The sequence below is a fragment of the Dactylosporangium sp. NPDC049525 genome, from assembly GCF_040676755.1.
GTDB lineage: Bacteria > Actinomycetota > Actinomycetes > Mycobacteriales > Micromonosporaceae > Dactylosporangium.
The window spans coordinates 39,463-54,243 of the sequence record NZ_JBFAPO010000044.1; the positions used below are offsets into that span (position 1 = coordinate 39,463).

General features: G+C 70.6%; 16 protein-coding genes. 3 read left to right on the top strand and 13 right to left on the bottom strand.

Going from position 1 to position 14,781, the window contains the following annotated elements; all coding sequences use genetic code 11:
• Nucleotides 1-77: 77 nt before the first annotated feature.
• On the bottom strand, nucleotides 78-2,573 hold the full coding sequence (locus tag AB0K00_RS41135) for a glycoside hydrolase family 9 protein (protein ID WP_363532934.1): 2,496 nt from the start codon (nucleotides 2,571-2,573) through the stop codon (nucleotides 78-80).
• 157 nt (nucleotides 2,574-2,730) lie between these two features.
• Nucleotides 2,731-3,264 (bottom strand): DUF6328 family protein, encoded by a 534-nt coding sequence (locus AB0K00_RS41140; RefSeq protein ID WP_363532779.1) that lies wholly within the window; start codon nucleotides 3,262-3,264, stop codon nucleotides 2,731-2,733.
• A gap of 21 nt (nucleotides 3,265-3,285) precedes the next feature.
• Between AB0K00_RS41140 and AB0K00_RS41145 the strand changes: the two genes are divergently transcribed.
• Nucleotides 3,286-3,609, top strand: a complete 324-nt coding sequence (locus AB0K00_RS41145; RefSeq protein ID WP_363532782.1) for a DUF6401 family natural product biosynthesis protein — start codon at nucleotides 3,286-3,288, stop codon at nucleotides 3,607-3,609.
• Nucleotides 3,610-3,613: 4 nt separating this feature from the next.
• On the opposite strand, the gene AB0K00_RS41150 is transcribed toward AB0K00_RS41145, so the two are convergent.
• The 3 genes from AB0K00_RS41150 to AB0K00_RS41160 are packed head-to-tail and all read right to left on the bottom strand — an operon-like array spanning nucleotide 3,614 to nucleotide 6,044.
• Entirely contained in the window at nucleotides 3,614-4,801 is a 1,188-nt protein-coding gene (locus AB0K00_RS41150) for an esterase-like activity of phytase family protein (RefSeq protein WP_363532784.1), read from the bottom strand.
• Nucleotides 4,802-4,834: 33 nt separating this feature from the next.
• Entirely contained in the window at nucleotides 4,835-5,353 is a 519-nt protein-coding gene (locus tag AB0K00_RS41155) for a hypothetical protein (protein ID WP_363532786.1), read from the bottom strand.
• Nucleotides 5,354-5,372: 19 nt separating this feature from the next.
• Nucleotides 5,373-6,044, bottom strand: coding sequence for a CAP domain-containing protein (locus AB0K00_RS41160; RefSeq protein WP_363532788.1), 672 nt, complete (start codon nucleotides 6,042-6,044; stop codon nucleotides 5,373-5,375).
• A gap of 230 nt (nucleotides 6,045-6,274) precedes the next feature.
• Between AB0K00_RS41160 and AB0K00_RS41165 the strand changes: the two genes are divergently transcribed.
• Together AB0K00_RS41165 and AB0K00_RS41170 are read left to right on the top strand one after the other, a co-directional pair.
• Nucleotides 6,275-6,475, top strand: a complete 201-nt coding sequence (locus AB0K00_RS41165) for a PspC domain-containing protein (protein WP_363532791.1) — start codon at nucleotides 6,275-6,277, stop codon at nucleotides 6,473-6,475.
• 11 nt (nucleotides 6,476-6,486) lie between these two features.
• Complete coding sequence (locus tag AB0K00_RS41170) at nucleotides 6,487-6,888, top strand: DUF6401 family natural product biosynthesis protein (RefSeq protein WP_363532794.1); 402 nt, start codon at nucleotides 6,487-6,489, stop codon at nucleotides 6,886-6,888.
• Nucleotides 6,889-7,124: 236 nt separating this feature from the next.
• On the opposite strand, the gene AB0K00_RS41175 is transcribed toward AB0K00_RS41170, so the two are convergent.
• The 8 genes from AB0K00_RS41175 to AB0K00_RS41210 all read right to left on the bottom strand — a co-directional run bounded on the left by AB0K00_RS41175 (nucleotide 7,125) and on the right by AB0K00_RS41210 (nucleotide 14,763).
• Nucleotides 7,125-8,720 carry an MFS transporter gene (locus AB0K00_RS41175; protein WP_363532797.1) on the bottom strand — a complete coding sequence of 532 codons (1,596 nt, stop codon included), beginning with the start codon at nucleotides 8,718-8,720 and terminating at the stop codon, nucleotides 7,125-7,127.
• Nucleotides 8,721-8,724: 4 nt separating this feature from the next.
• Complete coding sequence (locus AB0K00_RS41180) at nucleotides 8,725-9,444, bottom strand: LppX_LprAFG lipoprotein (protein WP_363532800.1); 720 nt, start codon at nucleotides 9,442-9,444, stop codon at nucleotides 8,725-8,727.
• Between the two features lie 62 nt (nucleotides 9,445-9,506).
• On the bottom strand, nucleotides 9,507-10,982 hold the full coding sequence (locus AB0K00_RS41185; protein ID WP_363532803.1) for a glycoside hydrolase family 3 N-terminal domain-containing protein: 1,476 nt from the start codon (nucleotides 10,980-10,982) through the stop codon (nucleotides 9,507-9,509).
• 86 nt (nucleotides 10,983-11,068) lie between these two features.
• Nucleotides 11,069-11,533 carry a DUF4442 domain-containing protein gene (locus AB0K00_RS41190; RefSeq protein WP_363532806.1) on the bottom strand — a complete coding sequence of 155 codons (465 nt, stop codon included), beginning with the start codon at nucleotides 11,531-11,533 and terminating at the stop codon, nucleotides 11,069-11,071.
• 138 nt (nucleotides 11,534-11,671) lie between these two features.
• Nucleotides 11,672-11,911 (bottom strand): hypothetical protein, encoded by a 240-nt coding sequence (locus AB0K00_RS41195; protein WP_363532809.1) that lies wholly within the window; start codon nucleotides 11,909-11,911, stop codon nucleotides 11,672-11,674.
• A 164-nt stretch (nucleotides 11,912-12,075) separates the two neighbouring features.
• The gene (locus AB0K00_RS41200) at nucleotides 12,076-12,318 is read right to left on the bottom strand and encodes a hypothetical protein (protein WP_363532811.1); all 243 of its coding nucleotides are present in this window, start codon (nucleotides 12,316-12,318) and stop codon (nucleotides 12,076-12,078) included.
• A 97-nt stretch (nucleotides 12,319-12,415) separates the two neighbouring features.
• Nucleotides 12,416-13,735, bottom strand: coding sequence for an ABC transporter ATP-binding protein (locus tag AB0K00_RS41205; protein ID WP_363532814.1), 1,320 nt, complete (start codon nucleotides 13,733-13,735; stop codon nucleotides 12,416-12,418).
• A gap of 161 nt (nucleotides 13,736-13,896) precedes the next feature.
• Nucleotides 13,897-14,763, bottom strand: a complete 867-nt coding sequence (locus AB0K00_RS41210) for a DUF4230 domain-containing protein (protein WP_363532817.1) — start codon at nucleotides 14,761-14,763, stop codon at nucleotides 13,897-13,899.
• Nucleotides 14,764-14,781 lie beyond the last annotated feature (18 nt).

The following is a 14,781-nucleotide window of genomic DNA, read 5'->3' on the forward strand; positions in this document are numbered from 1 at the left end:
CACAGGGCGAGGGGCACCGGCCGGGTCGCGGTCGGTGCCCCTCTCTTTTCCTCACCCCATCCGATGCGGCCGCCCAATCAACCGCAGGTGAAGACTGCCGGGGTCGCGTTCGGCCCCCATGCCACCTTGCCGATCAGCAGGATCGTCGTCGACTCTCCCGGCTTCAGCTTGGCCTGCCACGGCTTGACCTGCACCGAGGCGCCGGTCTGCGTGGCGGTGCCGTTGACCGCCAGCTCGACCTTCTGCGTGCCGGTGTAGGCGAAGCGCAGCGACCAGTTGTTCAGCGTCTGCTTCGAGGTGTTGCGGACCGTCGCGGAGGCGATGTAGACGCCGCCGAGGTCCAGGACCTTGCTGTAGGTCACGGTGCACGGCGACTTCGGCACCGCGCCGCCCTCGCCCTGGTCGGCCAGGAACGACGACACCCACGACAGCGTCGAGTTCCAGTTGATGGTGATCTCGTTCGTCGACCACGACTCGATATCGTCCAGATAGCAGAACTGCGGCTTGCAGCCCGGCAGGATCTTGGACGCGACCGGGTCCTGGATCGAGGAGTTCGGGCCGCCGGACAGCGATCCCACCGGCGGGCTGGGCAGCGCCGGGTTGAGCTGGTGGGCGTACATCCGCGAGTGCTGGTTGTGCGACGCCCGCTCGCCGTAACCGGTCACGTAGGACTGGTTGAGCGCGTTGCGGCCGAGGATGTAGTCCATGCCCGACAGGACGCCGTCGCGGAACTTGGTGTCGCCGCTGATGTCGTACGCGGTGGCGATCACCACGAGGTTGTTCATGATGAGGCCGTTGGAGCCCCAGTCGAACTTCCCGTTGCTCGGGTTGTAGGCGATGTTGTACGCGTTGCCGCGCACCGTCGCCAGGTAGCCCTGCGCACCGTCGACAACGGACTGCCGCACCCGCGCCCGGTCGGGCAGCGCGTTGGGCACGGTGGCCAGGTCGAGCCGGCCGGCCGTCGCGGTGAACTTCCAGTCGAAGCCCTCCGGGCGGAACACGTCGGCGGTGTGCCACGGCGACGCGACGACCGCGTCCTGGTAGGCCTTCTCGCCGGTGCTGATGAACAGCTCCGCCGCCGCCCAGTAGAACTCGTCGGTGACGTTGTCGTCGTCGTACGCGCCGCCGCCGGTCCCGTCCGTGACGAGGGCGTAGCGGGCCGGGTTGGCCAGCGCCGCGGCGTAGGCGGTCTTCGCGGCGGCGAGCAGCTTGGCCGCGAACGCCTTGTCGTACGGCTGGAAGAGCCGGGCGCCCTGAGCGGCGGTCGCGGCGAGGTTCAGCGTCGCGGCGGTCGACGGGGCGTGCAGCTCGCGCGGCTGCGGGTCGGCGGCCGGGTCGAGCGGCAGGCCGGTCCAGGCGGCGTCGTGCACCTTGTGGTGGACCATGCCGGCCAGAGGCTTGCCGGTCGGCACCTGCATGCGGAGCATGAACTCGAGCTCCCAACGGGCCTCGTCGAGGACGTCGGGCACCTGGTTGCCGTGCTCGGGGATGCGCAGCGAGCCGTCGCCCAGCTTGTCCGCGCGGGCACCCGCGGCGACCTTGGTCCGTTCGAAGGTGTTCAGCAGCTGGTACACGGAGATGCCGCCGTTGACGACGTACTTGCCGTGGTCGCCGGCGTCGTACCAGCCGCCGCGCACGTCCAGGCGGTAGTCGCAGACGCCGGGCTGGCACGGCACGTCGGTGTCGCCCTGGTTGGGTGCGACGCCGAGGTGGCCGGCGGCGCGGGCGTAGCCGGGGGCGATGCTGTCGAGGATCTCGATGCCGCTGCGCTGCGTGTAGTACCACGACAGCGAGTCGGCCCGCAGCTTCTCGTAGGCGGCGTTGACGCCGATGTCGAACGGCACGCTGGTCTCGCCGTCCGCGGTGAGCGTGTACCCGGTGCCTTTGACGACGTACGAGCTGAAGTCGGCCGTCTGGACGTTCTGGCCGGACGTGGCGTCGACGCCGGCCGGGGTGGTCGTGCCGGTGGCGACGACCGTGCCGGCGGCGTTGCGCAGCTGCCACGGCAGGGCCGCGGTCGCCTCGGTGACGACGGTGGCGGCCTTCGGGCCGTTGGCGAGATAGCCGACCTGGTTGACCCGCACCCGCGGGCCGGTGTCAGGGACGTACACGGGCGGCGGTGCACCTCCCTGCAGCGAGATGTCGTCGAGGCACAGCGTCCAGGCGACGGGGCTGCCGCCGACCTGAAACGCGACCTGGCCCGCGTCGGTGTCGGCCGCCGCGGTGAAGGTGTAACTGTAGGTCTGCGGCGCAGTGGTGAGCGCCGGCGCGGCGGAGAGCTCCTGGGTGTAGGGCGGCGCCGCGAGCTGGACGTTGGCGCGGACGGTCACCGGGGTGGTGGCGCTGGCGGTGAACGCCAGCCGGTAGGACTCGCCGGCCTGCAACTTGACCGCGTTCTGCCCGATGATGGCGTCCCACGGGTTGGTAGTCCCGGCCGGGATGGTCGCGCACAGCCTGCCGTCCACGACGGCGGCCGGCGCGTTGCCGGTCCACCACCACGGGTCGGTGCCGCTGTCGAAGGTGCCGTTGACGAGCTGTTCGGCCGGGTCGGCGAATGCGGCGGAGGCGGTCATCGGCGCGACCAGCACCGCCGCTGCTAAGGCAAGCGAAAGTTTGCGCTTCACACAGACACCCCTTGTGGCGGAAGGGAAATGGGAGCGCTCCCACTGTGGCCCAAGCCACACGGAGTGTCAATACTCAAAACCCACCCGGCGCGTGATCGGCGTCTGATCAGCGCTTCAGCGAGGGGAACACGTACCAGACGACGATGAAAGAGACCCCGAGCGCGGCGGCCACGGCGATCGCCCACGACAAGGCGACCACGACCTCGAAGACCAGGAACACCGCGCCGACGACCGACAGCCACAAGAACACCAGCCCGACCCCGGCCAGGTTGCTGCTCGTGTCGACGAGCTCCTTCTTGCGCCCGCGACGGAACAGAATCCGGTGGTGGCTCACCGGGGCGATCAGGCATAGCGTCGCGAGGGCGGTGAGCAGCAGCGTCACGATGTAGGTGGCCCGCTGGACGTCGGTGATCTGGTCGAAGCGCTGGTTGAACGGGATCGTCAGCAGGAACGCGAACAGGATCTGGACACCGGTCTGCGCGACCCGCAACTCTTGCAGCAATTCATTCCAGTTGCGGTCGAAGCGCTCATCCGGGGTCTCGTCGCGATCGGCCATGCGGGTTCTTTTACCCAACGGGTCGGCAGACCGAACTTGGCGATCGGCCCAAACCCGGCGCGTCGGGGCTGCGACCGGTTGCATGCTGGGCTTATGGTCGCGAGGGTGAGCGCACCCTTCGATGAGTTGACATCCGGTCGACGCGCGTGGATCGCCCGGGCCGGACTGGCCGAGCTCGCGTCCGCCGTCGGACGACCCGGCCGCGTGGCGGTGTCCGCCCGGCCCGACCTGCTGGCGCGGGTCGACCAGCACGCCGCCGCGATCCGGGAGTCCCTCGGCGGCACCCTGCTCGACCCGGTGGCCCTCGCCGGCTACGCGGCGGCGATCCGCGATGCCGCCCGGGATGCGGGCGAGACCCTTGACGACTGGTCCCGCCCGACCTGGGCGATGCTCCGCCTGTTGGCGGTCTGCTCGCTGATCCCTTCCTGAAGGGTTACTTCAGGAAGCGCTTGTCGGCGTGCAGCGAGTCCGTCAGCCGGATGGTGATGAACTCGTTGTTGTCCGCCTGGCCCGCGGTGCGGCCGTTGGAGAACGGGAAGTTGTTGTCGTTGACCACACCGAGGGTGCGGTCGTCGAGGATGACGACGTCCTCGATGGTCTGGAACGGGAACGTGAACGTGTCCGAGCTGCCGCCGAGGTGGCGCGGGTCGGCGATGTCCATGAGGTCCGCGACGAGGGTCTTGTCGAGCTTGCCGTCCCGGTTGCGGTCCCGCTTGTCGGCCAGGTAGATCCGCTTGAACTTCGCGGTCGCGCCCTGCCCGTTGTCACGCTCGATGATCAGGAAGCGGTCGTCGTCCACGGCGATGGCGTCGCCGATCGCGTTGGCCGGGTCCTCCAGCTGGTAGATCCAGCGCTTGCCCGTGTACTTCCCTGAGGCGATGTCGAACTCGTTGAGCCGCAGCCCGCCGGCCGCGTCACCGGCGACGACGCCCTCCAGCAGCGCGTACAGCTTCCGGCCGTCGGGCGACTGCGCGAGGCCCTCGAAGCCCTTGCTGCTGTTCAGATTCGGGTTGCCGGCCGGGTTCTCCGGCGCGCGGACCCCGTCGAGCGGGATCGGCGCCTGCAGCAGCCGACCGGCGCGGTCGAAGTGCAGCAGGTACGGGCCGAACTCGTCGCCGATCCAGTACGTGCCGTCCTTGGCCCGCTGGATCGACTCCACGTCGAAGTCGGACCCGGTGAGCACCCGGTCGGGGCGGGTCAGCGCGAACGGCACGAGGTTGTTCGGGTCGGTGAGGTTGATGCCGCCGAGCACGTCCACGGTGTGGTTGCCGTAGTTGGGGCCCACCCGGTGGATGCGCAGCACGAAGTCGGCGCTGTTGGCCTTGTTGCCGTAGCCGTTGTCGGAGAGCACCTCGAACGTGCCGTCTCCGTTGCGGACGATGCCGCTGAAGCCCTGGATCGGCTGGTCGTCGAAGGGCGGGGTGATCCCGTTGGACGGCGTGCCGCCCAGCAGCGAGCCCGACGGGTCGCTGGCGGAGACGAACGTCGCCGCCGGCAGCGCGGCGAAGCCGGTCAGGGTGGCACGACCGAAGGTGCCGTGGGCGGATGCGCTGGGGGCGGCGAGGGCGAGCGACAGCACGCCGAGACCGACGCCGACGCCGGCTCGTCTGAGACTTCTCATGAGCCGCGACGCTAAGAGACCGGGATGAACCTCTTACGTTTTCTTGGTGATGGCCCCGAGAAGGGTGTGCAGCCGCCCGACGACGGCGGGCGCGTCGGTGATGCTGCCGCCGTCCTGGTAGTACACGAGCGACACCCGCACGACCAGCTCGCCGCTGGCGGTCTCCACGTGCGCCTCGCCGGTGCCCGTGGACGAGTACGTCGTCTCGTCGATCGACTTCGCGTCCGTCGCCGCGTTCTTGTCGTAGGCGACCTGCTGGACGGCGCCCATCGACGGGCGGACCAGCACCACGAACAGGTAGAAGTCGCCGGAGACGCCGTCGATCGAGCACGCCTTGAGCGAGTCGGTGTCGCGGCGCTCCTTGGCGCCCGGCGCCTCGCCGAGCGCGGCCTGGAGCTGCTCGTCGGTGGCGAGGCCGCACACGTCCACGGCGTCGTAGAGCGCGCCGTTGCGTTTCGTCTCCGCTGGTTGGGCCGGTCCGGGCTTGCCATCGCCGCAGCCGGCGAGCGCCAGCAGGACGCTCGCCGACAGCACGGCTCTACGTAGGGTCACACAGTGTTTGTACAGGGTTTCAGACGCGGCCGAAGTCCTGGGTCCAGTACGGGGTCCCGTCCGCCTTGTACGCGACGCCGACGCCGACCGCGACGCTGGCGCAGTTGAGGATGTTGGCGCGGTGCCCGGCGCTGTTGATCCAGCCGTCGACGACCTCCTTCGGCGACCGGTAGCCCCAGGCGATGTTCTCCGCCGAGGCCCCGGTGGTGTACCCGGCGCCGACCTCACGCTGCACGAACGTGCTGCCGTTGGAGCCGGTGTGGCTGAAGAAGTTGTTCGTCACCATGTCGGTGCTGTGCGTCCGGGCGGCGGCCACGAGCCGGGTGTCGATGCGCAGCGCGCCGCAGCCGTTCGCCGTGCGGTAGTTGTTGGTCAGCGTCACGACCTCCGACTCCAGCGTGCTGCTCTCCAGCGGCTTGGTGGCCGGGGTCGTCGGCTTGACCGTGGGGGCGGTCGTGGGCTTCTTGGCCGGCGTCGTCGCCGGCTTCTTGGCGGCCGCCTTCTTCTTCTTTTTCTTCTTCTTGGACACCGCCGCGGCGACGTCGACGACCGCGACCGCGTCACCCGCGGCGGAGACGACCTGCGCGGCGGCGGGGGCGGCCGCCGCTGCGGTGGTGGTGAGCGCGAAGCCGAGCGGCGCCGCGAGCAGCACGGCGGCGAGGATGGTGGCACGGCGAGGGAACCGGGTCACGATGAGGAGCCTTCCGTCGGTGAGCGTTGACGCAGTTGGTATCGGGTCGCTCACAGCCCTCGTGAGCAGGTCAACTGCCCCGCAACGGTCGGCAACCACTCGGCTACCCGTGCGGGTGGGTCCCTAGTGGAGCGACCGTGGAAGTTCGGTCAAAGGTTGGAGGGCGACGGCCCCGGGCATCCATACCGTTGAGCTACACACCGTTGAAGGAACTTGTCGAAGGAGCAGCAATGTCCAGACTGGTCAGGCCCCGGGACAACCGTTGGATCGCCGGCGTCTGCTCCGGCCTCGCCCGCCGGTTCGGCCTGTCGCCCAACGTCATGCGGCTCATCTTCGTCATCTCGTGCCTGCTGCCGGGGCCGCAGTTCGTGGCCTACATCGTGCTGTGGGTCCTGATGCCCGACGAGTCGAACTCGCACAGTTACAACTGAGGTCCGCTCGGGTGCGCTCCGGGTTCACCGGTCAACCGGCCGGCCGGCCGGTCGAACTCGGAGGCATGTTCAAAGACCTCGCCGAAGCCACCCGCCACACCGCCGCCCGCTCGACCCTCAACGGGTTGATGACCTGGCTCGGCGAGTCCGGCCTGGCGGCCGCCGCCGCGTCCGGCGGCCTGCAGGCCGCCGTCGACCAGCACGCCGCCTCGGTCCGCGACGCCCTGGGCGACCCGGAGCACGGCCCGAACGCGATCGCCCTGGCGAGCTACGCCACCGGCGTCCGCGACACGCTGATCGACGCGCAGTGGCAGCTCCCGCCCACCTCGGAGCTGGACTGGTCGAAGGCGTCATGGCCGACCGTCCGCCTGATCGCCATCTGCGCACTCGCCCGCGCCGGCGGCCACGTCTAGCACCTGCTGCCCGCGAACGCTCCCGGCGCCACGCAGATCGAAGCCGTCCCGCGGTCGTCCGGGCGTCAGGCCGACCAGCCCGCGGCTTCGATCACGCGGGGGTGAGATCGCCGTCCGGAGCGACCAGGCGCCAGGGGTGAAGACCGCCGTCCGGAGCGACCAGGCGCCGGAGGCTAAGATCGCCGTCCGGAGCGACGAAGGTGCGACCGCGGAGCGGCGGGCCGCCGCCTGATCCGTCAGGAGCGCTCCGCCTCGGATCCGAGCCGCCGGGGCGACCCGAGGAACATCGCGGCCACCGCACCCAGCAGGCACACCGCGGCCGTGATCAGGAAGATCTCCCGATACTCGGTCCGCAGCGCGGCCTGCAGCGCATGCGTGTAGGCCGTCAGCAGGCGCTTCTGCTCGTCCGCCGGCTTGCCGAACACCAGCGGAAAGTCCAGGTGTGCGGTCAACGAGTGGAACCGGTGCAGCCCCCACGCGGTCAGCGCGGCGACGCCGATCAGCATGCCCATCGTCCGTGCCACGACGACGGCCGACGAGGCCACGCCGTGCTGCGGCGGCGGGGTCGCGCGCAGCGCCGCCGCGGACAGCGGGGCGATGACCAGGCCGAGGCCGAGGCCGGCCAGCGCGAGGTCGGTGTCCAGCCGGGGCAGGACGCCCGCATAGCGGGCCGCGAGCACGTCCGTGGGCCAGCCGGCGACGAGCACGTAGGCCAGCGCTGCCAGCAGCAGCCCGCCGACGGTGACGATGCGCTCGCTGAGCCGGCCGGAGCGCAGGAGCAGGCCGCCGAGGACGGCGCCGACCGGCAGGGCGACCAGGAAGCGGGTCAGGACCAGGGTGGCCTGCACGCCGCCCTTGCCGAGGAGGGTCTGCGCAACCAGCTCGACGTCGACCAGCGTCACCATGAGCGCGACGCCCGCGCACCAGCTCGCGGTGAGGGCGGCGAAGAACGGCCCCTTCGCGGCGCCGGTGAGGTCGAGCAGCCTGGTGCGCGCCCGGCGCTCCCACAGCACGAACAGCACCGTCACGGCGCCGGCGCCGGCGAGGACGGGCCAGCCCCACGCGGGCAGGACGGACCGCTCGGGGTCGGGGTTGTACAGCGCGACGACCACGGCGCCGAGAACCACCGCAAGCAGCAGCCCGCCGACGATGTCGGTCCGGCGCGGCGCGGTGGCGGTGGGCGGCCCGCCCGGCACGGCCCGCCAGACGAGGATGATCGCGACGGCGACGAGCGGCAGGTTGAGCCAGAAGATGCCGCGCCAGCTGCCGAGGAGGGCGGCGACGGCGACCCCGTAGAGCGGGCCGAGGACGCTGCCGAGCTCCTGCGCCGCGCCGATGTTGCCGAGGACGAGGTGGCGGTCACGGTCCGGCCACAGGTCGCTGACGAGGGCGACGGTCACCGGCAGCAGCGCGCCGCCGGCGATGCCCTGCAGGGTGCGGCCGCCGGTGAGCAGCCAGATCTCGCCGCCGGAGGCGGCCGTGAGCACAGCACCGGAGGCGGCCGTCAGCGCGGAGCCGAGGCCGAAGCCGAGCAGGCTCGCGACGAGCAGCGCCCGGCGGCCGAAGCGGTCGGACAGCGAGCCGAGCAGCGGCATGCCGGCGACATAGCCGAGCAGGAACCCGGTCACGACCGGGGTGACCCGCTCCAGCCTGGTGTCGGCGATGTGCAGCGAGTCCATGATGTCGGTGAGGACCCCGACGACCACATAGGCGTCGAGCGCGGCGAGCAGCACCGCCACGCCACCCACGCTGATGGCGAGCCGCCGCCGCGGGCCGCCGCCGGCCGTGGCGGGCACGGCGGTGGCGGCGCTCGTGGGCTGCGTCGACGTCATCGGACTACTTCGGCGCGGTGATGGTGACCGGGGCGTCGAACTCCTTGAACGTCACGGTAACCGTGCCGCCCTTGGCCTCGCCGACGGCGGGCAGGGTCCACGCGGCCTTCAGCAGCTTCTTGCCGTCCTTGGCGATCCAGAACTTGCCGGGCACCGAGCCGGTCACCCCCGGCACCACGTTGACCAGGGTCTCCGAGGAGGAGTTGGCGGCCACCCGGTAGGTCTCCTGACCGTCGACGGACTCGGTGGCCTCGGTCTTGCCGCCGGTGGCGGTGCCGAGGACCTTGGCGATGCCGCGGTTGGGGTCGAGGATCGCCGACGGGTCATACACGGAGGCGGCGAGGGCGAGCGGCAGCTGCTGATAGTCACCGGTGGGGCCCTTCAGCCACATCGTCTGCCCCACGATGGTGAACGCCAGCTCGACCGTCGCGCCCATCTGCTCGACCTGGGCGGTGCCCTGCGCGTTGCCCTCCTTGGTCAGCACACCCTCGGCGCGCTTGAGGGCGACGCCGGCGATGGTGCCGTCGGCGGTGATGAGGAACTTCGCCGACGTGATCCCGCCCATCGCGGTGGCGGACTCCTTGAGCAGCCCTTCGGCAGCCGGCTGGTTGGGATCCGCCTTCCCGGCTTCGTCCTCTTTGGACTTGCTGGAGCAGCCGGTCAGGGTGACGAGAAGCAGAGCGGCGGCGGTGGCGCCGGCCAGCAGAGCGCGGGTGCGGGACATACCGGCATGCTAAACCCAGCAGCGAAACAACAGGCGCGCCGTGACCGTGCGCGACGTCGATGTCACCGGCCGGCGAGCAGCTCGGCGACCGCCCGGCCGGAGGCGGCCGTCGCGCCGAAGGTGGCGATGTGCAGGTCGCCCCGCGGTGCGGCGGGGACACCCATCTCGACCACGACCGCGTCGGGTCGCACGGCGAGGGATGCCCGCAGCGCGTCGGTGATCCAGGCGTACCGGTGCGGGTCGCGCACCACCAGCAGCAGCGGCCGGCCGAGGGACGCCTGCAACGCGTCGGGCAGCCCCACCTCCGACGACAGGCGCACCCCGGACGTGTCGGGCACCAGCTCGGCGAGCGGCGCGATGAGACCCCACGGCGTCTCCGGGGCGATCGCGAAGTTGAGCTCCGGCTGGAACTCGATCACGTACGCCGGGCCGGTGAGCGGGAAGGCGGCGTCCGGCGCCGTGATGCGCAGCGCCCGGCGGGCCGCGGTCAGCCCGAGGGCGGTCGCCTTGGGGTCCTGCGGCACCCGCGGCGCGGCGGCGGACCAGGCCGCGAGCCGGGCGACCCGCGCGGCGGCGTCGGCGAGCCGCGACTCGGGCAGCTCACCGGAGCGCACGGCGGCGACGATGGCGTCGCGGAGCAGGTTGGCGGTGTCCTCGTCGGCGTGGTCGCCGCCGACACAGATCGCGTCGGCGCCGGCGGCCAGGGCCAGCACGGTGGCGTGGGCGAAGCCGAAGCGGTCGGAGATGGCCCGCATCTCGATGCCGTCGGTGACGATCAGGCCCTGGAAGCCCAGCTCGTCGCGGAGCAGGTCGGTCATGATCCGCCGGCTGAGCGTGGCCGGGAGGTCCGGGTCGAGCACGGGGACGCGCAGGTGGGCGCTCATGACAGCCTGCACGCCCGCGGCGATCGCGGCCCGGAACGGCACCAGCTCGGTCGCGTCGAGCTCCGGCCGTCCGGCCTTGATGATCGGCACGTCCAGGTGTGAGTCGACGCTGGTGTTGCCGTGCCCCGGGAAGTGCTTGGCGCAGGCAGCGACCCCGGCCTCCTGCAGGCCGGTGATCCACGCGGCGGTGTGCCGGGCGACGCGGTCGGGCTCGGCGCCGAACGCGCGGGAGCCGATGACCGGGTTGTTGGGGTCGGAGTTGACGTCGGCGTCGGGCGCGTAGTCGAACGTGATGCCGACCGAGGCGAGGTCGCGGCCGATGTGGCAGGCGACCTCGCGGGTCAGGGCGGCGTCGTCGATGGCGCCGAGGGCCAGGTTGCCGGGCCACGGGCTGCCGTTGTGCGCGTCGATGCGGGTGACGTCGCCGGCCTCCTCGTCGATCGCGACGATGATGTCGGGGCGCTCGGCGCGCAGTGCCGCGGTCAGCTCGGCCACCTGGTCGCGGTCGACGACGTTCCGCGCGAACAGGACGACACCGCCGAGCCCCTCGCTCAGGCGGCGGCGGACCCACGGCGGGGGCTCCTTGCCCACGAATCCTGGCTGGAGCACGGCATTCGCCATGCTGACCAGGTCGTCCCCCGTGCTTGCGTCCATGCGTCAACCACCCTTCGCGCCTGGCGAGAATGGTCACATCACATCTCAGTAATAGTCAAGAAACCTTCCAGTAGTTAACGGCCCTGTCATCGATGTGGACGGATGGTCCAGACGACCGTCATCTCGGTGGTCACGGCCCCGTCCGCGCGCGTGACCTCGATCGCGACGGGAAACTCGGGGCGTTCGCCGGCGGCGAGTTCGGCCAGGACGTCACGCACCGGACGGCCGAGGCGGGCGACAGCCTGGACGGGTCCGACGGCAAGTTTTCGGTACGCGATCTCCGACCGCACCGCGAGCGGGGTACCGAGGGCGAGGTGCTCGCCGAACGCGGCCATCACCACGGCGCCGGACGCGGTCTCGGCGAGCGTGAAGATGGCGCCGGCGTGCGGCCCGGCAACGTGGTTGTGCAGCCGCTCCTCATCGGGGAGCGTGGCGGTGGCACTGATGTCGTCACCGTCTACGCGCACGTCGGCGATCTCGATACCGACGGTGCGCGCGAACGGGACTGCGGCGATCAGACTGGCGGCAAGTGTTGGGGGGTCAACGGTCATGCCGCCGATGTTACCGGCTGGTAGCTACTCTTAGAACAGCTCGCCGATCGTGTGGATGATGTTGACGTAGAAGTTGCCCTCGATCGGCCGGAACACCTGGAACGGCTCGTACGGCTCGCCGACGAACGGGCGCAGCGTCTACGCGAGCTGGGTCCCGACGAAGCCGAAGAGCAGGATCCACACGTGCAGCAGCGTCATGCTGGCCGGCCGCTCACCCGCCGGCAGGGCGGTGGCGGCCGCCGCGACCGGGCGGACCCCAGATGCCAGCGGAGCCACCGGATACGCGGAGCGGCCGTCCGGCAGCAGCAGCGGCTTCGGCGGATACACCGGCAGGGGCGGCGCAGCGGTCTGGACCGCAGTTGCCGCACCGTTGGACACCTGCGGCTGCGCCGCAGGCCCGGCCGACACCGACGCGGCCGGGACAGCCGCACTCTCATCCGTGTCCGTCTCCGCGTCCGGGCCGGAGCCCGTCGGCGCCGGCGACACCGGCGCGTCTGCGGACGGGTGGCCAACGCGGCCACCGCCCGCTCCTCGGCCTCCTGCTACGCGCGCTTCGCCGCGGCGGCCGCGGCCGTGTGGGCGTTCAGCGCGTGCATGCCGCCGGTGAGGAACTTCAGGCCGACGAACGCGGTCATCGTCAGGATGGCCACGTTGAGAATCTTGTAGAACGAGTAGCTGAACGCGGTGAGCAGGAAGAACAAGCTGATCGGCGCGAATGCCAGCGACAGCACCGCGGTCACCGTGATGGTGACCATGACCAGCGCGAGCGCCTGCCGGACCTGCAACCTGGCACCGAACACCAGGTTGAACAGGTAGAGCGTGGGCAGGCAGATCGCCAGGTCATCAGGAACAGATCGCCGCAGGCTAGAGCAGCCGCGTTACTCAGCGCCACCCCACATCGATGCGTTGTCCCCTTTCGTCGAAAAAGTGCAGTGCCTCCATGCGGACGGCAACGGTCAATGGGTGACCATGCGTAACCGCGGGGTACGGCGCGAGTCGCACCGCGAGCTCCGCCGGGCGGCGGTGGTGGCGGCCCGGGTCGCTCAGGACGCTGTCGCGCTGGGGCGCGCGACGGCCCCGACCGTTGCCGGCGCCGACCAGCTCCAGCTCGTCCGAGCTGCCGCTGCGACCAGTGAACTTGCTGACGAACCGCTTCAGGCCGCCACCGTTGATCGGGATGTCGGTCGGCGGCGCGCCGATCTCGTCGACGATGACGGCGGTCGCGCCGATGTCGAGGAACGCGAGCGACTCGTGGCCGTGGTGCTCCAGGTAGCGGATCCGGCCGCGCAGGACGTCGCCGCCGGTCGTGTCCGGCACCGGGGTGAGCGCCTCGGCGCGCACACCGATGACGATCCGCTCGCCGTGGAAGTGCGCGACCTGGCGCGAACGCAGATCGTTCCACGGCAGGTGCAGCACCTGGTCGCCCATGTGCAGCGCGATGTGCCGGTCGAGGTGCACATACACCTCGGCCTCGAGCAGGTTCATCCGCGGGCTGCCGAGGAACGCCGCGACGTAGAGGGTGGCGGGCCGCCCGTACACCTGCGTCGGGGTCCCCACGTCCTGCAGGACGCCCTTGCGCAGGATCGCGACCCGGTCCGCCATGGTCAGCGCCTCGGCCTGATCGTGCGTGACGTAGATGGTGGTGACGCCGAGCTCGCGGACCAGGCCGGAGATCTCCGCGCGCAACTCCGCGCGCAGGCCGCTGTCCAGGTTCGACAGCGGCTCGTCCATGAGGAAGAGCTTGGGCCGGCGCACGATGGCGCGGCCCATCGCGACCCGCTGGCGCTGGCCACCGGACAGCTGCCCGGGCTTGCGGGCCAGCACGTCACCGATGCCCAGCGCGCTGGCGACCTCGGCGACCTGCTCGGCCCGCGGCTCCGGCTCGACGCCGGACAGCCGCAGCGGGAAGCCGATGTTCTCCCCCACGGTCATGTGCGGGTAGAGCGCGAAGTCCTGGAAGACCATCGCGACACCCCGCTCCCGTGGTGGGAGATCGTTGGCCAGGTCGCCGTCGAGCATGATCGCGCCCGAGGTGGGGTCCTCGAGACCCGCGACCATGCGGAGCAAGGTCGACTTCCCGCAGCCACTAGGGCCGAGGAGCACCATGAACTCGCCTTGCCCCACGTCAAGGTTCACTCGATCGACGGCCACCGTGCCGTCGGCGAATACCTTCATCACATCTTTGAGTGCGACGGTAGCCACCGTCACCTCCGCCCCAGGTCAGCAAAGCAGTTCGCGGATAACTCAGTTACCCCGAGTCAAGTACTGTGACGAGGGGCACGCTATTGGTCCATCGGGTAAATGACCAGTGTTCAGCGTGTTACCGCGCAACTACCGTTAGGAAAGCTTGCAGTTGCCCCGCGTTACGACGCCGGGAAGTTTACGGTCACGGACGTGTATCCGAGTGCCCCGAGGAACTGCTGCAGCATCTTCCTGGTGTTCTCCTCGGCCCGCTTGCTGAGACCGGCCTCCTTGGCCGCCGCGCCGATCTTCTCCTCGGACAGCTTGTAGACCTCCTGCAGCCGGTTCGGGTCCGACTTGAAGGCGTCCGCGAGCCGGTTGAAGAGCCCGCGATCCTCCTGGTAGACGTAGCTGCGGTCGTTGTTGATCCGCACCGGGCGCAGCTGCGGCGCCGGCAACGTGATCTCGACCGTGCGCCGGTCCTCGGACTCCTTCACCGCGCCCTGACCGATCCCGGCGAAGTCGACGTAGACCTCCACCGACCCGGCGGCGACGAACAGGATCCGCTCGTTGAGCAGGAAGTCCGGGATGTACTTGCGGTCCTTCTGCACGTCGACGATGACCTCGAAGTTGCCCTCGGCGGCGACATACTGGCTCAGGTCCTGCACCGACTTGAGCAGCGCGGGGCCGCTGCGGTCGGTCTGCTCCTTCGCGAACGGGTTCTTCAGGTCGGGGAACAGCCCGATCGTCTTGGCGCCCAGCACCAGCGCCACGATCAGCCCGATCGTGGCGACCAGCCAGAACAGGCCACGCATCGCGCCGCCGCCGGACTTGACCGGCAGGATCACCGGCGCGTCCCGGTCGGGACGGTCGCGCGGGTCGACCGGCTCACCGATCTTCGGCGACCAGCCGCTGCCGGAGGTCGGCGCGGTGTCAGCGGGCCGTGCCGTGATCTCGGGGTACTCAGAGGTCTTCGGGTCCGGTTCGCGCCGTTGCGTCGGCACGTCGTCCGAGTCGTCGGGGGTCACGGTTTCGTCGTTGCGGGCCATGCTGACTCCTCCGGGAGG